At 65.4% G+C, this 17,421-nt stretch carries 11 protein-coding genes and 2 pseudogenes; 6 read left to right on the forward strand and 7 right to left on the reverse strand.

Annotated features, from left to right (window positions below):
* The first annotated feature begins 113 nt into the window (after positions 1-113).
* Complete coding sequence (locus CXY74_RS06790; RefSeq protein WP_146070078.1) at positions 114-953, forward strand: DarT ssDNA thymidine ADP-ribosyltransferase family protein; 840 nt, start codon at positions 114-116, stop codon at positions 951-953.
* Between the two features lie 64 nt (positions 954-1,017).
* Here the strand turns inward: CXY74_RS06790 and CXY74_RS06795 are convergent, their stop codons facing one another.
* Complete coding sequence (locus tag CXY74_RS06795; RefSeq protein WP_104199728.1) at positions 1,018-1,575, reverse strand: MOSC domain-containing protein; 558 nt, start codon at positions 1,573-1,575, stop codon at positions 1,018-1,020.
* Positions 1,576-1,712: 137 nt separating this feature from the next.
* Here CXY74_RS06795 and CXY74_RS06800 point away from each other — a divergent pair, with 137 nt between their 5' ends.
* The 3 genes from CXY74_RS06800 to mgrA all read left to right on the forward strand — a co-directional run bounded on the left by CXY74_RS06800 (position 1,713) and on the right by mgrA (position 3,752).
* Positions 1,713-2,015 carry a hypothetical protein gene (locus tag CXY74_RS06800; RefSeq protein ID WP_104199729.1) on the forward strand — a complete coding sequence of 101 codons (303 nt, stop codon included), beginning with the start codon at positions 1,713-1,715 and terminating at the stop codon, positions 2,013-2,015.
* A gap of 158 nt (positions 2,016-2,173) precedes the next feature.
* Complete coding sequence (locus CXY74_RS06805; RefSeq protein WP_104199730.1) at positions 2,174-2,653, forward strand: Dps family protein; 480 nt, start codon at positions 2,174-2,176, stop codon at positions 2,651-2,653.
* Between the two features lie 73 nt (positions 2,654-2,726).
* Entirely contained in the window at positions 2,727-3,752 is a 1,026-nt protein-coding gene (mgrA, locus tag CXY74_RS06810) for an L-glyceraldehyde 3-phosphate reductase (protein ID WP_104199731.1), read from the forward strand.
* Here mgrA and CXY74_RS06815 read toward each other — a convergent pair whose 3' ends face one another.
* The 4 genes from CXY74_RS06815 to CXY74_RS06830 all read right to left on the reverse strand — a co-directional run bounded on the left by CXY74_RS06815 (position 3,753) and on the right by CXY74_RS06830 (position 15,212).
* Positions 3,753-6,440, reverse strand: coding sequence for a DEAD/DEAH box helicase (locus CXY74_RS06815; RefSeq protein ID WP_104199732.1), 2,688 nt, complete (start codon positions 6,438-6,440; stop codon positions 3,753-3,755).
* A 4-nt stretch (positions 6,441-6,444) separates the two neighbouring features.
* Complete coding sequence (locus CXY74_RS06820; protein ID WP_104199733.1) at positions 6,445-8,571, reverse strand: S9 family peptidase; 2,127 nt, start codon at positions 8,569-8,571, stop codon at positions 6,445-6,447.
* A 44-nt stretch (positions 8,572-8,615) separates the two neighbouring features.
* The gene (gene hutI / locus CXY74_RS06825) at positions 8,616-9,797 is read right to left on the reverse strand and encodes an imidazolonepropionase (protein ID WP_104199734.1); all 1,182 of its coding nucleotides are present in this window, start codon (positions 9,795-9,797) and stop codon (positions 8,616-8,618) included.
* A gap of 342 nt (positions 9,798-10,139) precedes the next feature.
* A complete protein-coding gene (locus CXY74_RS06830) occupies positions 10,140-15,212 on the reverse strand; it encodes a multicopper oxidase domain-containing protein (protein WP_104199735.1) in 5,073 nt (1,690 codons plus the stop codon).
* Between the two features lie 348 nt (positions 15,213-15,560).
* Between CXY74_RS06830 and CXY74_RS18370 the strand changes: the two are divergent.
* Both CXY74_RS18370 and CXY74_RS18375 read left to right on the forward strand, forming a co-directional pair.
* Positions 15,561-15,744, forward strand: a pseudogene (locus CXY74_RS18370) (ISAzo13 family transposase); the annotation flags it as partial.
* A 26-nt stretch (positions 15,745-15,770) separates the two neighbouring features.
* Positions 15,771-15,998 (forward strand): annotated as a pseudogene (locus tag CXY74_RS18375) (hypothetical protein); the annotation flags it as partial.
* On the opposite strand, the gene CXY74_RS06840 reads toward CXY74_RS18375, so the two are convergent.
* Both CXY74_RS06840 and CXY74_RS18200 read right to left on the reverse strand, forming a co-directional pair.
* The gene (locus CXY74_RS06840; RefSeq protein ID WP_233193250.1) at positions 15,958-17,301 is read right to left on the reverse strand and encodes a formimidoylglutamate deiminase; all 1,344 of its coding nucleotides are present in this window, start codon (positions 17,299-17,301) and stop codon (positions 15,958-15,960) included. The pseudogene CXY74_RS18375 and the gene CXY74_RS06840 sit on opposite strands and share 41 nt — an antisense overlap.
* Complete coding sequence (locus tag CXY74_RS18200) at positions 17,298-17,420, reverse strand: hypothetical protein (RefSeq protein ID WP_255409523.1); 123 nt, start codon at positions 17,418-17,420, stop codon at positions 17,298-17,300. The genes CXY74_RS06840 and CXY74_RS18200 overlap by 4 nt, the downstream gene beginning before the upstream one ends.
* Between the last annotated feature and the right edge of the window lies 1 nt (position 17,421).

Raw genomic sequence — 17,421 nt, forward strand, 5'->3', positions numbered from 1 at the left:
GCCAATTGTGCGCTCTGTGCTTTCCCAAAGTTGTTACTGAACCCCTCACTCCGGTGAAAAAGACCCGCGCACCGAAGCTGTCCTCGCTGCGCGACCCACTTCCGACGGCAGCTATGCCCGCCACACGCACGGCTCGCCCGGTTCGCGTCGCTGGCGCACCTCGCCCGGTGCGAGCTGAGAAGGTCTCGACCGACAACGTCGACGAGCAGCGTGTGTACCACCTCACGCACATCAGCAATCTCGGCGCCATTCTGCAGGACGGACGCCTACTCGCCAACGACGCCCTCACCGCGCGGCCCACCGTCGACATCTCCGCACCGGCCACTCGCGACCTGCGCCGGGCTGCCCGCGTCTCCGGCGACGGTCGCAGTGTAGCTGAGTACGTTCCCTTCTTTCTGTCGCCGAACGCGAGCGTCTGGGAGAGCGTGCGCGCCGAAGCCGCTGACCCGCGCCTGGCGCGCGATGCCCACGGCTCTGAGGCCTTCGACTTCGTCATGCTCGTGAGCACGGTCAAGAAGATCAACGAGGGGATGGCGGCGCGTGCCGCAGCTGAAATTATCTCGGCCAAGGCCCCGGTAGCCAAGGCCCAGGTAGACTCCGCCCAGGATCTGACCGCCCAGGATGCTGACGCCGCCGAGGAGGCGGTTCCGTTCGTTGCGAGCGTGATCGCCGTCACCAACGGTGATGCCGCCGGCGCGCTGACCCGGTTCGGCGCCACGCCGGCCACTGCCGAACGTATGCTGCAGACCCTTCGCGCCGAAGCAGACGGCGCGATGATTCTCGAAGCCGAGCTACTCGTTCCCGACGCCGTGCCGATGGACCTGATCACGCTCATCGGCGTCTGCAACGACAATGTGCGCGAAACTGTGCGCGGAATCCTGAAGGCCAGCTCGTATAAGCCCAAGGTCGCGGTCTACCCGCCGTGGTTCCACACCTCCGCTGATCCCCAGTAAGGCTTGGTCGTCGGGCCGGATCCGGAGAGTAGTCCCCTGATCTGGCCTGATCGTGAATCCAGACCTAGACGACCCCGAGCGGGAGATGCTCCCCGATGGGCAGCTCCACCCGGATCCGGTCGCCCGGGTGCACGATGCCGCCGGTCACCACGACGCCCATGATTCCGCCGCGGCGTTGAACTGAGCCGGCGGCATCCGTTTTGATGAGCTGCTTCATCAGGCCTTTCTGGTAGCCGTTGATGAGCGAGCAGGGGCTGCGCACGCCGGTGATCGAGACCACGGCCTCGCTGCCGAGGTGCAGTCGGGTTCCGAGCGGCAGCGTCATCAGATCAATTCCGATGGTCGTCACGTTTTCGCCCAGCTCGCCCGGTGCGACCGTATACCCGGTGGGTACGAGGTCGTCGAACAACTCTGCGGCCATGAAGTGCACCTGGCAGAGGTTGGGCGCCGTGGGATTACGTTTTTTGGCGTAGCGGTGCTGCACCGTGGCGCCCGCGTGAGAATCGCCGTCGACCCCGATTCCAGCCAGCAAACGGATGCTTGTGACCACCGGCTTGCTGAAGCGGTGCGCGTCATCGCGGCTGACGGAAACGACCGCGCCGGGACGTCCCTCGAGTGCCATGCCCCCGATTCTGCCATAGCGCACGCACGTTCGAGGGAACGCATACAAGACCGACTGCGCAGACGTCAAAATGTTTGCGGTAAATGGTTGACGCACCATCACGCTGGGCCTACATTTCATCAGTGGAAAGGTTGCCGATGACTAGTGTTGCCCCCGACAGTCACGACCAGGCCGATGAGGGTACGGCTGAACCACCGCCACTACCGACAGACGAAACCGCCCCGCATATTGCCCGGCCCTACCGAGCCCTGGAGCGAGAGTTGGAACGCGCGGTGCGCGATCGCGTCGACGTCAACCTGCGAGTCACCGCGGCGGTCAACGCCATGCGCGACGGCGGCTGTTCCTGGGCCGATATCGCACGCCTCCTTGGTACCGCCCCGCAGACCGCGCACAAGAAATACAGCAAGCCGCGCCCGCCACGCGCCCCCAAGGACACCTGACGAGATCAGAGCGTGCCCAACGCCGCGCCCGCGATAATCCCGCGTGCCGGGGGCTGCACGTCGGGTTTGCGGCCCTCGGTCGGGTGATTGCATTGCGGCCCAGATCACACGGTCGTGATATAGCCTTGAGGCGAATTCTCCCTGATTGAAAGGACACCATGCACGCCTCCGAGACACTCAGCAACAACCTGCAGTCCGTTCTGGTCGACCTGATCGAATTGCACGTGCAGGGCAAACAAGCGCACTGGAGCGTCGTTGGAAAGAACTTCCGCGACCTGCACCTGCAACTCGATGAGATCATCGTCGATGTGCGTGAATTCTCCGACCAGGTCGCCGAACGCATGCGCGCACTCGACGCGATGCCTGACGGTCGCAGCGAGACGGTCACCAAGGCCACCAACCTGCCGAAGTTTCCCGACGGCGAAGTCGACACGGCCGAGACGGTCAACCTCATCACCGAACGGCTCGACGCCACGGTCGCCAACATGCGCAAGGTGCACAATGAGGTCGACGAGGAAGATCCCACCAGTGCCGATCTTCTTCACGCTTTCATCGAGAAGCTCGAGCAGTATTCCTGGATGGTCAGCGCGGAGAACCGCAAACCGCGCAAGCGTTCCGAGGTGAAATCCGCGCACTGAGCTTGCTGACGCATACTCCAGGTTTCTCCTGGGGTAGCGTCGGTGTGGAAGAGAAAAGTGCCATCATGATCAAATGACCTTTCTCGCGAATGAATCCCGTTATGAGTCCATGCCCTACCGTCGTGTCGGGCGCAGCGGCCTCAAGCTTCCCGCCATTTCGCTCGGTCTGTGGCAGAATTTCGGCGATGACAAGCCGCTTGCCACACAACGAGCTATTCTTCGCCGGGCCTTCGACCTGGGCATCACCCACTTCGACCTGGCCAACAACTACGGTCCGCCCCCTGGGTCGGCCGAAACGAACTTCGGCCGGCTGTACCGCGAAGATTTCAGCGCCCACCGCGACGAACTCGTGCTCTCGACCAAGGCCGGCTACGACATGTGGCCGGGCCCGTATGGCAACTTCGGCAGCCGTAAATACTTACTGTCGAGCCTCGACCAGTCGCTCTCGCGCATGGGCGTTGACTACGTCGATATCTTCTACTCGCACCGTGCCGACCCCGATACCCCGCTCGAAGAGACCATGGGCGCACTGCACACCGCCGTCACGAGTGGCCGCGCCCTCTACGCCGGAATCTCGTCGTACTCGCCCGCACGCACCCGAGAAGCAGCCGCGATTCTGGCCGACCTCGGCACCCCGCTGTTGATTCATCAGCCTTCCTACTCGATGTTCAATCGCTGGGTCGAGGACGACCTGCTCGATACGTTCGACGACATCGGCGTCGGCTGTATCGCGTTTTCGCCGCTGGCCCAAGGGCTGCTCACCGACCGTTACCTCAGTGGTATTCCGGCAGACTCCCGGGTCGCCCGGGACGGCTCGGCGAACAAGTCCATGGTGAGCGCGGAGGCGCTGACCCGTATCCGCGCCCTGACCGAGATCGCCTCCGGACGTGGTCAGTCACTCGCCCAGCTGGCATTGGCCTGGGTGCTGCGCAATTCAGAGGTGACCAGCGCGCTTATCGGGGCATCGTCGGTCGCCCAGCTCGAGGCCAACGTGGGGGCGCTGCACAACCTCGACTTCAGCGCCGAGGAACTGGCAGCCATCGACGAGCACGCCGTCGATAACGGCATCAACCTGTGGGCGGCGTCGAGCGCGGTCTGATCACGGCTCGAGGAGACCGCGAATGTCATCGGCGGTCAGCGCGGTGCTGAACATGGCATCATCGTCGAGCACAGCGTTGAACAGCTGCGATTTTTGCTTCTGGAGTGCCACGACCTTCTCCTCGATAGTGCCGGTCGCGACGAGGCGGTAGACCATCACGTTGCGGGTCTGGCCGATGCGGTGGGTGCGGTCGATGGCCTGCGCCTCGGTTTGCGGGTTCCACCACGGGTCGAGCAGGAAGACGTAGTCGGCTTCGGTGAGGTTGAGACCGAAGCCGCCGGCCTTGAGACTGATCAGGAACACCGGCGCCGCACCGCTTTTAAACCGGTCGATCACCTCGCTGCGCCGCAACGTCGACCCGTCGAGGTAGCAATACGGAACACCCTGCGCGTCGAGCCGGGCGGCGGCGAGCTTCAAAAATAACGTGAACTGGCTGAAGACAAGAGCCCGGTGTCCCTCGCTGATGACATCGTCGAGCTGTTCGAACAGGGCATCCAGCTTACTCGAACGCACGCCCGCATACTTCTTGTCGACGAGGGAGGCGTCGAGGCTCAGCAGGCGCAGCAGGGTGAGCGAGCGAAAAATGATGAACCGGTTCTTGTCGAGTTCCTCGATCAAACCGTAGAGCTTCTGCCGTTCGCGCTGCAGAAACGTGTCGTAGAGCTTCTGGTGCGCCGGGTTCAGCGCGATCTGCAGCTCCTGCTCCTGCTTGGGCGGCAGGTCACGGGCAACGACGTCCTTGGTCCGGCGCAAAATCAGCGGGCGGATGCGCCGCCGCAGCTTCGCGAGTCGCTCGGGGTTCTCACCCCGGGTTACCGGCCGTACGTAGTCCTCGATGAATTTGCGCGATGAGGCAAACAGGCCCGGCGCGACAATACTGAACAGCGACCACAGATCCATCAGGTTGTTCTCCAGCGGAGTTCCCGTGATGGCCAGTTTGAACGGCGTGTTCAGCTCCTTAGCGCAGGCATAGGCACGGCTCGTGCGGTTCTTCACGAATTGCGCCTCATCGAGAATGAGGCCAGCCCAGGCCACCGCCTGGTACGCGTCGAAATCGAGACGGAACAACGCGTACGACGTGATGAGTACGTCGACGTCGGTGGCGGCATCCGCTATGAGCGTGCGGCTTTTTACCTCCGTCGCCGTGAGAGTGCGCACCCGCAGCCCGGGCGTGAACCGAGTCGCCTCGTTCTGCCAGTTCGCCACAACGGATGTCGGTGCCACGACCAGGAACGGCCCCGGCCCAGAGGCGCTCGCGTGCACCAGCAGCGCCAGGGTCTGAAGTGTTTTACCGAGGCCCATGTCATCGGCGAGTACCCCGCCCAGCCGGTGCTTCCAGAGAAATGCGAGCCAGGCGAACCCCTCCTGCTGGTAGGGGCGCAGGGTGGCGCGTACGCCGCTCGGAAGCGAAGTCGGGTCGATGCCGGCCAGATTTTTGAGCCCGGCGGCGGCTGCCCGCCACGAGATTGCCGGCACTGTCTCGTCGGCGAGATCCTCGAAATCGCTCCATAAACTGGTCTGGTAGCGGCTGATGCGCAGGCCGGTCTCCCACTCCTGCAGTGCGCGGGCTTCGTTGATGAGTTCGTGCAGCTGCTCGAACTCGGGGCTCTGCAGGGAGAGATAGCTGTTGTCGACCAGTTTCAGGCGCGTCTGGCCCTTCGCAAGCGCCGTGAACAGTGGGCCGAATGGCACCGTGATCGCGCCGACGGTGACGATCACGCCGAGGTCGAACCAGTCGCGCTGGTCGGTCTCCACCGTCGTGATCACCAAGTGCGGCACTTCGGTGCGCTCAAAGTCGTCGGGCAGCACCTCGGGAAAGCGCACCGAGGCGTCCGTGCTGGTGACCAGGACCGTGCGTTGCAGCGCCGGATAGACGGAGCCCAGAAACTCGGCCGTATCCTCTGCGGGGACCATCGCCGCCTCGACGCGCCCGACCAGGTGACGCTGCTCGCGATTCAGCGGGCCAGCGGTCGGTGCAAGCGTGAACACGGTCGGTATGCCGAACCGCACACTGTAGATGCCATGGCCGGCGATGATTCCGGCAGCCTCGAGGGGGTGGTTCTCCCCGTCGATGTGCAGGCGGGCTTGCAGAACCAGGGGGCCGACAGCATCCGTTCGGGAGGCGTCGAGGCTGATCTCGGCGAGCGAACCGACCCGCACACCGACGCCTTTCTTGGCGCCGACGAAGCCGATGCCGAGCTGTTCGGCCTCACGCAGCAACGGCCAGAGCAGCGGGCTGGTGAAATTGTCGAGGTAGATCCAGTCGGTCTCCTGGCTCGTGTACACCTCGCGCACGGCCCTGTAGAGGGCGGCGAACTGCGAGATCCAGCGGTGATGTTCGGGGTCGAGGTTGAACCGGTTCAGCTGAAAGGTGAGGTGGCTCCAGGTGACATTGCTGCGCACCCAGTTACCCTTCGCATTCGAGATAACCGGCCGCACGCCGAGCCGAAACTCGCCGTGGCCGGGCTCGAGCGTTTTCACCGGCTTGGCCGTCGGCCCACGCCACCGGTCATTCGTGCGCGGAGTCTGCTCGCGCAGCTCGAACTGCAGCCCCATCGCCACTTTCGGTCCGGTAGCCAGTGCACGCGGTTGCCCGAAATTACCGATTCGCGGCAGAGCGGATGCCGGCGGCTCGGGCGCCTGCACCAGCCGCTTCCACGCGGGGGTCAGGTCTGGGCCGTTCGACATTCCCCTAGCTGTCGCTCTCTGACGGATTCAGACCGGCGGTGCCCAGCACCCAGGCGTAGTTGAACGCGCGCTCACGCCACGCGCTGTAGCGACCGGAAACGCCGCCGTGGCCGGCCGACATTTCGGTCTTGAGGAGGGCATCCGCTCCGACTTCCCGGAGCTTAGCCACCCATTTTGCCGGCTCGACGTAGAGAACGCGGGTATCGTTCAGGCTGGTCACGGCGAGGATATGCGGGTAGGCGACGGCGCGCACGTTCTCGACCGGAGAGTACGACTTCATGTAGGCGTACACCTCGGCATCGTGCAGGGGATCGCCCCACTCGTCCCACTCGATCACGGTAAGCGGCAGTGAGGGGTCGAGAATCGAGGTGAGGGCGTCGACGAATGGAACCTCGGCGAGGATGCCGGCGAACAGCTCGGGCGCGAGGTTCGCCACGGCGCCCATGAGCAGCCCGCCGGCGCTGCCGCCCTCGGCGACCAGTTGGTCGGGAGTCGTGAAGCCCGAGTCGATGATGTGCCGGGCGCAACTCACGAAGTCGGTGAAGGTGTTGCGCTTGGTCAGGGTCTTGCCGGTTTCGTACCAGGTTCGGCCGAGTTCGCCGCCGCCGCGCACGTGCGCGATGGCGAAGATCATGCCGCGGTCGAGCAGGCTGAGCCGGGCAATACCGAATCCGGGGTCGATGCTGTGCTCGTACGATCCATAGCCGTAGAGCAGTGTCGGCGCCGGGGTGCCGGGCAGGACGAGGTCGCGGCGGTAGACCAGCGAAATGGGTACCCGGGTGCCGTCTTCGGCGGTCGCCCACTCACGGCGCTGTTCGTACAGCGTGGGGTCATAACCGCCGAGCACCGGCTGCTGCTTGAGCAAGCGGCGCTCGCCGGTAGCCACGACGAGGTCGTACACCGTTGACGGGGTGACGAAGCTCGTGAAGCCGAATCGAATGGTCGGCTGCGTCCACTCCGGGTTGCCGGCCGCGCCGACGGCGAACAACGGCTCGTCGAAGTCGAGCTCGGTCAGTCCGCTCTCGTCGTGCCGATCGATGGCGATCCGGGTGAGGCCGTCCCGGCGGTACTCCACGACCAGAAAGTCAGCGAACGCGTCGACGCTTTCGAGGCGGATCTGTGGGTCATGCGGCAGCAGCATCCGCTGGGTGCCCCGCGGATCTTCTACTGCGACGCTGACCAGCTCGAAATTGACCGCGCCGCCGCCGTTATGCACGATCAGCAGGCGGTCTTCACCGTTGACGATGGCGTGCTCAACATCGTATTCGGTGTGGTCGTGGCGGGGCCAGACCACGGTGAAGTCACCGGTGGGGTCGCTCGCATCGAGCAACCAGGATTCGGTGGTGACGCTCGAGCCGGCCTCGATCATGAGGAATTTGCGGCTGCGAGTGATGCCGACGCCGACCCAGAACCGTTCATCGGGTTCGTGAAAGATGCTGGTGTCAGTGGTTCGTGCGGCGCCGATTTCGTGCCGCCAGACGGTGTCGGGGCGCCAGGCGTCGTCGACGGTGGTGTAAAAGAGGTAGCGTCCACTCGGGTCGAACAGGGCGCCGGCGCTCGTGTTCGGGATAGTGTCTGGCAGGTTCTCGCCGGTCGCGATGACGCGTACCCGGATCGTATAGCGTTCGTCGCCCTCGACATCGACGGCGTAGAGCAGTTGGGTGCCGTCGTCGCTGAGGTCGAAGCTACCGAGGGAAAAGAACTCGTGGCCTTCGGCTTCGACGTTGTCATCGAGCAGGATCTGCTCGCCGGTCAGGCCAGTCTGGTCGCTGCCGCTGATGAGGGGAGCGGCCCAGTCGCTCGGGCTGCTGATCGGCGCGCGACAGTGAATGCCGTACTCCTGGCCCTCGACCGTGCGGGTGTAGTACCAGTAGTTTCCCCGGCGCACCGGAACACTCAGGTCGGTCTCCTGGGTGCGGTTTTTGATCTCGTTGAAAATCTGCTGCCGGAGCGGTTCCTGGTGGGCGGTGCGGGCATTTGTGTAGCTGTTCTCCGCTTCGAGGTGGGCGATGACCTCGGGGCTGGCCTTGTTACGCAACCACTCGTAGTCGTCGATATAGACGTCGCCGTGGTGTTCGCGATTCTGCGGCTTCTTGTGTGCCAGGGGAGGTGTGCTCGGGCCAGAGGTCATCCCCCCAGCGTAGTTTGCGCGCGGGCGCGCGAGGGATGCCGTGCTCAGGAACCACGGCGTAGCCCGTGCCTCCAGACGGCGCCGGTCAGGGGAACCCCGGGGCGGTAGGCCAGGTGCGAAATCGAGGGAGCGTTCAGAACCTGCAGGTCGGCGCGGCCGCCGACCTGCAGGGAGCCGACGGTATCCGCTCCCTGGTCTTGGCTGAGCGACCGGGCCGCACCGCGAGTCGCCGCCCAGACGGCCTCGCCCACGGTCAGGCCCATTTGCAGCACGGCCGTCGCCACGCAAAACGGCATCGACGTTGTGTAGGAGGTCCCCGGATTGCAGTTGGTCGCCAAGGCGATGGTCACGCCGGCGTCGAGCAGTCGGCGGGCCGGCGGAAACGGCTGCCGCGTTGACAGGTCGCAGGCCGGCAGCAGGGTGGCCACCGTCGTTCCCGCGGCCAACGCGTCGATGTCGGCCGGCTCCAGGTAGTTGCAGTGGTCGACGCTCGCCGCGCCCAGCTCGGCGGCGAGTTGCACGCCACCGCTGGAGCCGAGCTGATTGCCGTGCACACGGATTCCCAGGCCGGCGGCCCGGCCGGCCAGCAGCACCTCTCGGGTTTCCTCCACGTCGAACGCGCCCTGCTCGCAGAACGCGTCGATGAACTGCACATAAGGTCGCACGGCAGTGAGCATCGGCCCGGTCACGAGGTCGAGGTAATTGCGACGGTCTATCCCGACGGGCACGATGTGGGCGCCGAGAAAGGTTACGACATCGGCCACCTGGGCGGCAGCGCGCGCCGAACGTGTTTCGCTGTCGACATCGAGCCCGTATCCGGTCTTTGTTTCGAGAAAGGTGGTGCCCTGCACTTCGGCCTCGTGGCGCAAACGCTGTGCCGTTGCCACGAGCTGTTCCTCGGTCGCGGCCCGTGTGGCGGCGACGGTTGTGTTGATGCCGCCCGCGGCATAGGGGTGGCCGGCCATGCGGGCCTCGAACTCCGCCGAACGGTCCCCACCGAACACGAGATGGGTGTGCGTGTCGACCCAGCCAGGCAGAACCGCGCGTCCGTCGACATCCGTTCGACGATCGGCCGCGGGAGCCTTCGCCGCGGCGCCGATCCAGAGAATGCGACCCGCACCGATCACGAGGGCGGCGTCGCGGCGGCGTTCGCCCGATTCGTCGTGGGTGGTCAGCTCACCGATTCCCGTCACTAGCTCGGTACCGTCAGGCTCGGCCACAGACATCTTTCGACCCTAAGGGCTCGTAAGTACATAACCTAGACGTATGCCGTTTTGGGCGCCACGGTTGTGCTCTGTCGGTTTCCGTGGAGGTCGAAGAGTTGTTGGCGGCGAAGTTCGCCGCGTTGTCTTCTGGGTGCGTGGGATGCGGCGCGCTCTCTGAGGACACGAGGTTCAGGATATCCGGCCCACGGGCCCCACTCGGCGGCACTGCTGGGTCCAGCGCGCCCAGCAACGCGCGTGAGCCGGTGGCACTGCTGGGTCCAGCGCGCCCAGCAACGCGCGTGAGCCGGTGGCACCCGAGGTGCCGCCGGCTCACGTTCTCACGCTGTTCTCACAATGGATGGACTACTGGAGAGGCTTCAGGTCTGCCTTGGGCGAGCCCTCCACCCTGAAGATGCCCCACAGGCCCTGGTTGACCTGGTTCTCCAGACCGCCGTCCCGGTAGAGGTAGTCCCCGGGAAGCTTCTGGCGTCCACCGGCCCCACCGAGCAGGTTGAAGTTGAAGGCGTTGCCTGTGAGCAGACCGCCTTCAGCTGTCTTGATCATCGCGTTCGGGTCGCTTGGCTGGTAGCGCCAGCCGTGCCCGTTCAGGCTGAAGGTGTGTGGCCGGTCGCGGTCACCACCCGATACGAGCCGCAGGTGCGTCTCGTCTCCGACATAGGCCCGCACGAGCGGTGTGGCCGGGTCGCCGTGCACCACCGACGACATGACGTTGGCCACCTCTGGGTCCTTCGCCAGGCGAGGGGCGAAACGCTCGGTCGTGTAGTTGATACCCCGGTGCCCCTGGTCGCTGGGTTCGCCCTCCGCTGGGTAGGGGAGGATGGCCCCGGCCTTGTCTCGCAGGATCAGACCGTCGACCCAGTTGAGCACAGCCTCGCGGAAGCTGCGTTTGACGCCGGCGGCGTCGGTGTAGGTGACGTTGGCCTGTGCGCCCGAGGTGATCGCAACCCCGGAGTTGGGGTTGACGTATGTCGAGCCCTTTGGCTCGATCAACAGCGCCCCGTAGGACCCGTGGTGGCGACTCCCACGCCGGTCAGCGAAGTCGAGCAGGTTCGCTGCGCCGTCCTCGACCGCGGCATGGACGTACCACGTGTACTTTGTCGTAATTCCTGGCGCCACGGTCTGGTCGTAGTTGTACCCGACCGTCGCCCCGTCGGAGTCAATGACATTGTAGGTCAACAGGTTCGGGTGCATGGACACCCGGTTGGAACGTGGGAAGTTCGTCACGTCCGCAGGCAACGGTAGGTCACCGGTGTGCGCTGCGGGCGTCCGCGGCAGCTCGTTCTTGAGCGTCACCGTGACGCAGTCACCCACATTCGCTCGGATCACCAGGGGCTCGGTCTTCATGGCACCCGAGCGAACCTTAGTCACGTCCTCGCTCCGCACGAACATCGTGCCGTACGGGTCGTGGTCACCTGACTTCGCGTTGTACACGATGTCCTTGGCGATGGCCGACACGTTGACGGCGACCGCCCTTGACCCTGTCGGGCACGGGGTGACCGAACCCAGCGATCCTGTTGGGGCAACCTTGAGCGCGTCACCGGGTTTAAGGGCTGGCCACGCGTCGCCACTTCCAGGAGCTGGCCGGTCGGGCAGCGGCTGGAGATCGGAGACCGCGTTCTTGGGAACCCGGAACAGACCCCACATCCCCATCCACTGGTCCTCAAGCAACGGGGAGCCATACAGGTAGTCACCGGGGGAACCGGCGCCGTCCTGCAGGATCGACGGGGTGCCGTTGGCGACGCTGTTCGAGGCTCTGGCGACTGTTGCTGCAGCACCGGGGTTGGTCTTGACTACCTGCGAGCCCTGCAGCTCGTAGTTGAAGTACTCCGCGAGCGAGAGGGTCTGGGTGTCAACCGTCCGAGACAGGGGATTGTCCGGCTCATTCAGCCAACGGTGACCGTGAAGGTTGAACTCGTGCATCTCCTCGTGGGAGCCAGCCACGTTGCGGATGACCACAGGGTCCTTCGAGTACGCCCTCAGGAGCGGCGTATCGGGATCGCCGTTGACCGCGGATGAGTAGGTGTACGCGGGGTCGCCCTTAGCGCCGTGAACCCCAGGTTTCGTCCGGATCTGGAACGGGGCGTTCTTGTAGTTGATCGAGTAGCCGCCCTGGTCCTGGCCGTAGTTGTCCGGTGCCGAAGGTGGGTTGATCGGTGGACCAGTGCCGTTGTCCTTCCACATGGGCGTTCGGTCGGAGTAGAAGATGGTCATCTCCCGGAAGTCCGGGCCGCTGGCTGAGCGGATATCGGCCATGGGGCCGACCCCGTTCGTCGCAGCACCAGTCTTCGGATCGTGCCACGTGGCGTCAGCGGGCTCGACGTTCATCGCGGCATAGAGGCCCTTCTGCTGGTGCAGGTTGGCGTACTGGTGGTCGTGGAAGAAGGTCGTCCGCAAGGCTGTGTCCACGAACCACCGATAGCCGTAGGTCTGGCCAGGCATCGCCGAGGAGCTGTAGTTCCAACCCACGCTGGTGCCGTCGGAGGCAACCTGGTCGAACTTGACCAGGTGCACGTGTGTCGAGACCTCGGATGTCTCCTCGGCGGACATATAGTCACCGTCGAGGCGGTTCACGTGGTCGAGGGGGACGTTGGGATTCTCGTCGAGGTGCAGGTCATTGGTGGTGAACAGCTGAACGCACTCACCAACCCTGGACCGGATGGTGTACGGCTCGGGTGCCTTCTGTCCTGTCCGCACAGCGACCGCATCGGATTCCTCCGCGTAGACCCTTCCCTGCCTGTCCTTCCAACCCGCGGAGTTGTAGGTGATCGGGGTGTCGATCACGTGTGGCCGGTAGACCCGTGTTGGTGCAGTTGCCGGGCACGGGTCGATGTAGCCGTTGCCGGGCTTGTCCGGGTCAAGAGCAGGCATCCCTGCGGCCTCAAGTGCCGTCGGGCCACGGGGGGCGTCGCCGGGGCGACGGATAGCAGCGAAGGTGTCTTTGACCACCGCGTTCGGCGGACGGTAGGCACGCTGGCCGACGTCACCCTTGACGAACAGTGGGAAACCGGGCTGTGCTGCGGTCGGGGCCGCCGTGGCGCCTGCCCGGTTCGGCAGCTCCTGCAGTGCCTCCAAAGGTGTGCCGTCGGCATACTGTGCCGTGCCGTCGCGCAACTTGTCGAAGATCCGCAGGTGGCCCCAGAAACCCTGGGCGAAGTGCGGGTAGAGGTGGCAGTGGAAGATCGTGTCACCGACCGTGCCCTGGGTGCCGCCGGCACCTCCCTCGATCTTCAGCTCCCGAGCCTCATGTGGGCCAAACGACTGGACGTCGTTGAGCGGTGACTTCGGGTTATTCGGGTCGGCGTTCCAGCGCTGGGTGTGCTGGTGCCAGGGGTGGGTTTCCTTGGCGCCCGGGTGGACGACGTGGAACTTCAGCGGGTCACCGACGTACCCCTTCGGGATCAGGTTGTCCGAATCGGTCACCTTCACGCCGTCGACGGTTCGGGTCAGCTTGCCCTCGTCGCCGAAGACCCACGACTGCAGGTGGGACTCCTCGCCCATGCACTTGGCGCCGGGGTCGTCGACGACCTTGCCGAGCTCGGGTACGTAGCCGTTGCAGAAGTTGTCACTTGGGGCATAGGTCTTGCCGTTGGGGAGCGTGATGGTCTTGGCGACGCCACCCGGGTTCTCCGGAGTGACGGTCCCACGGTGCTCGAGGATGGCCCGCAGCCGGTTGCGCAGCGGCTCCGAGCGGTAGTTGATGCCGAAGCTCGAGTCCTTCAGCCCGGTCGTCGGGAAGGTCGGTTGCTTCCCGTCCCGGTCCAGGACGTCCTCGTTCTCGTCGAGGAAGATCATGACGGCCGAACGGGTCGAGGCCGCGCCTGCCCGGATGTCGGCGAACAGCTGGGACTCGACGGCGCGCCCGCCCATGAGCAGGTTGGCCCCGGTGATCTGATTGTGCCAGGTCGAGTCCTTCGGGTGCACGACGACCGCGCCGTACAGGCCGTTCTGCACGGAGGTGTGCTTCGGGTCGTTCGGGTCGAGGTTGGCGTTGTCGTACAGCGGCGCCTCGCCCTCCCGGTCGGCGTACCAGGTGTAGGTGCGCTCGGTGCCCGTGGAGATGGTCGTGTCCGGGTTTAGGCCCACCCGCGCGCCGTCGGAAGTCTTCACGTCCGCTTGAACGAGGCCCTGGGTGGACAGGCCGATTCGCCGGCCCGCGATGTCGTTGCGTACCTTGACGGACACGCAGTCACCGACGTTGGCGCGCACGACGAGCGGCTGGGTGAGGTTGGGGTTGGCAAGGATTTTTTCCTTGTTCACCCGTGCGTCGGCGTTCTTGAGGGCATACATCAGGCCGTTGGGCAGCTTGTCGCCCCAGCCGTTGAGAGGGATGGTCACCTGGAAGGCGGCCAGGTCGTACTCAACAGCGCGGGCACCGGCCGGGCAGACCCCGTTGGCCGAAGTGATCGGATCGCCAATGATAGCTGTCGCCGAAGAGGAACCCAGCAGAGCGGAAGTCGTCATCACGACGACACCGCCCGCCGCCACGGCGATAACCAGGCGAGAGCGGCGTGGCGTCGGGGCCACGACAGACCGGGCACGCCGTGCCGGCGTCGGGGTCACGACAGACCGGGTACGCCGTACCGGCTTCGGGGCATACCCACCGGTCACGTCATCGCTTCGGCGCATGCCCAGGACGAGGCCTGCCAGGGCGAGGAGCAGAAGCACCGGGAACACGCGAGCGGCCTCGATGGCTCCGTGCTCGAAGAGTGCAGCACCCGAGGTCGCCTCCATGTGGCCGCCCGTGGCCGATTCGGCTACCGCTGCGCCAGGAGTACCAGCGGAAGAGGCTGCGCCGTTGTGCGCATCGTGCGGGTCGGCAGCGGCGGCGGCGGCGGCAGCGGTCGGGGCCTCAGCAGCGCCGTTGTGCGCAGTGTGCGGGTCGGCAGCGACTTTGGCGGAGCCATTGGCTTGTCCCGTCTTGGCCAACCACGCCGCCGAGGGCTGGTGCGGGTGGAACCCGGGCTTGGTCGCGGCAGCGACTGGGGCACCTGGCGCGCCAGGGGGCGGGACAGCACCAAGTGCGACACTAGCGCCAGGAGCTGCCTGGGCAGCCGGTGCGACAGCTGAGGCAACCGCCTGGGCGGTGGAGGCATGCTCGGAGGGGAAGATCAGCGTGTGGCCGATCGCACCTGACATGAACACAGCCGTGCTGACACCGACGACCGCGACCGTGGCGCGAGCCAAGGAGATCATCCGAGATGCCGGCCGCAGGCGAGCGATCATCGCGAACACGACCAGGACGGCCGGGACCACTAGCAAAAGCGACAATGTCCCGTCCCGAAGAAAGTGCAACGCTGAGGTGCCCCAACTCCAATCTTGCTGGGCAGAGGCTGCGTGAAGCCCGTGGAGCCAGGCCGTGCCGCCATAAGCGAGCACCACCCCCATGCCGACGCGAGCTCTCATAGAAATGTTCATCGGTCTCCCTGTAACGGCATTGATGGTGTGCTGAGGTCAAGCCGAACCTCTGAGCTGGAACAAATCAGGGCGGAGTGGCTTGGTCACGGGTGTGGAGATCCACGGGACAACTTTGCTCGGCCGACCTTGAGAAAACCTTGAGTTAGAAATCGTCATCAGGGAGTCGAGACCCTGCTCCCGGGTGGTGTGGCAGTAGTGCTCGATCGAGCTCCCCGCTGTCGCACGTCAACAAGCCACCAAGGTCGACAGGCGCACAATGCGCAAGGCCGCCACGGGACTGCCCTAGGGCGCTGGTGGCGTCGACTCTTGAGATCTCCTGACGGTTCCTCCTTCGCGGCGTGAATCCGGTTGCCGTGGAGATCGAAGAGTCTGCGCCACCTGGCCGACGAGCTGGCCGAGCAGGGTCACCGGGTGTCCGCGCCGACCGTGGCGGGCCTGCTGCGGGAGGAGAGTTTCAGCCTGCAGGGCAACGCCAAGACCATCGAGCGTGGCCGTCACCCGGGGCGGGAGGCCCAGTTCGCCCACATCAACGCCGCGGCCGAAGAGCACCTAGCAGCCGGCCAGCCGCTAACCAGCCACGAAGTCATCGTCAACCTCATTGCCGGTACCACTACCCGTACAGGCCTAACCGTCACAGCCAGTGTCGACGACACGATCTACCCCAAAGGCATCACGATCACCGTCTGCCGCTTCCCACCGGGCACCTCCAAGTGGAACAAGATTGAACACCGCCGGTTCAGTCAGATCAACCCTGAACTACGCGTGTTGTCGATTTACAGGCCCTAACGAGCGCGTCGGTCATCAGTGCTGCCGGCCGCTCACCGCCGATCAGTTGGCCACACTCGGCTACCAGTCGTCCGCCCACGAAAACGCGCAGAACATCGGAGGCCGTGGCGGTCAGCGGCAGCTGCCCGGCGAGGGAGCCGACCGTGCGCACCCCGGTCGTGCTGATCTCGACGAGATCGCATAGATCACCCGGTTGCAACCGGTGGCGTCCGAGTCCGAGGGCGGCATAGCCAGCGGTCGATGCGGCTGCCAACAAAGCGGCGGGGGTGAAACGTCCGCGCTGCTGCGAGACGAGTCTTTCACCCATTTCCAAACCGCGCATCTCCAGGAACGGGTCGATGACCGCGTTCTGATCAGAGCCGAGCGCAATCGGCGAACCGGCCGTGGCCAGAGCGTGCGCCGGGCCGACGCCGTCGCCGAGGTCGGCCTCGGTGGTCGGGCACATCACCACGGTCACCCCGGCGTCACCGAGCAGGACCCGGTCGGTGTCGCTGAGGTGCGTAGCGTGCACGACACTCAGGCGCGGCGCGAGTGCCCCGACCGACTCGAGCAGGCCGGTCGGGGTCAGGCCGTAGGCGGCCAGGCAGTCCTTGTTCTCCTGCGGCTGCTCCGAGAGATGGATATGCAGGGCTACCTCTCGTGGCAGCCCTGCGAGCACCTCCCGCATCGCGTCGGGCGTGACGGCCCGCACCGAGTGCAGAGCCGCCCCGAGAGTCACCAGGCCGTCGCCCCCGAGCTGCGCGCGCAGGGACTGCCAGCGGGCCAGCCACCCGGCGGCACTTCCGTCGCTGAACGCGCGTTGCTCCGGCGCCAGCTCCCGACCGATGCCGCCCGTCAAATAGAGCGTGTCGAGTAGCACCAAACGGATGCCCACGGCCCGCGCCGCCGCCGCAAGCGCCAGTTCCATAGCGTGCGCTGGTTCGTACGGTGCCCCGTCCGCGCGGTGATGCACGTAGTGGAACTCCCCGACGGTCGTGTAACCGCTCACGAGCATCTCCGCGAACACAGCGGTAGCCAGCGCCTGGTAGTTCGACGGGTCGAGCTGGGCGGCGACCCGGTACATCCGCTCGCGCCAGAGCCAGAAATCACCGCCATCCCCGTGGGTCTGGCCCCGCAAGGCCCGATGAAATGCGTGCGAGTGGGCATTGCCGAACCCCGGCAGAACCGTTCGCAAGCGGATATCCGCCGCCTTCGCAGGCTCAGCCTGAACGCGCGTGATGCGACCGGCCGGGTCGATTTCGAGCCGCACCCCTGCGACGTGGACCCCGTCGATCAGCAACGATTCGCACCAGAACGCGGTCACCGCAGATCCCGCACGCGTTGTTCGAGGGCGTCGATTCCGGCCACGCGGTCCGCGGCTGCGGCGAATTCCTCGGTGAAGCTGGTGGAGCATCCGTTTTGTTCAGCAGGTTGCTGGGGCATT

Origin of the sequence: Cryobacterium sp. Y29 (assembly GCF_002929825.1) — a bacterium.
Classification (GTDB): domain Bacteria; phylum Actinomycetota; class Actinomycetes; order Actinomycetales; family Microbacteriaceae; genus Cryobacterium.

What these genes read in the sequence shown, in the direction of transcription:
- CXY74_RS06790 (WP_146070078.1), top strand. Translation starts at nt 114, where the DNA reads ATGCCCGCCACACGCACGGCTCGCCCGGTTCGCGTCGCTGGCGCACCT.
- CXY74_RS06795 (WP_104199728.1), bottom strand. Translation starts at nt 1,575, where the DNA reads ATGGCACTCGAGGGACGTCCCGGCGCGGTCGTTTCCGTCAGCCGCGAT.
- CXY74_RS06800 (WP_104199729.1), top strand. Translation starts at nt 1,713, where the DNA reads ATGACTAGTGTTGCCCCCGACAGTCACGACCAGGCCGATGAGGGTACG.
- CXY74_RS06805 (WP_104199730.1), top strand. Translation starts at nt 2,174, where the DNA reads ATGCACGCCTCCGAGACACTCAGCAACAACCTGCAGTCCGTTCTGGTC.
- mgrA (WP_104199731.1), top strand. Translation starts at nt 2,727, where the DNA reads ATGACCTTTCTCGCGAATGAATCCCGTTATGAGTCCATGCCCTACCGT.
- CXY74_RS06815 (WP_104199732.1), bottom strand. Translation starts at nt 6,440, where the DNA reads ATGTCGAACGGCCCAGACCTGACCCCCGCGTGGAAGCGGCTGGTGCAG.
- CXY74_RS06820 (WP_104199733.1), bottom strand. Translation starts at nt 8,571, where the DNA reads ATGACCTCTGGCCCGAGCACACCTCCCCTGGCACACAAGAAGCCGCAG.
- hutI (WP_104199734.1), bottom strand. Translation starts at nt 9,797, where the DNA reads ATGTCTGTGGCCGAGCCTGACGGTACCGAGCTAGTGACGGGAATCGGT.
- CXY74_RS06830 (WP_104199735.1), bottom strand. Translation starts at nt 15,212, where the DNA reads ATGAACATTTCTATGAGAGCTCGCGTCGGCATGGGGGTGGTGCTCGCT.
- CXY74_RS18200 (WP_255409523.1), bottom strand. Translation starts at nt 17,420, where the DNA reads ATGCCCCAGCAACCTGCTGAACAAAACGGATGCTCCACCAGCTTCACC.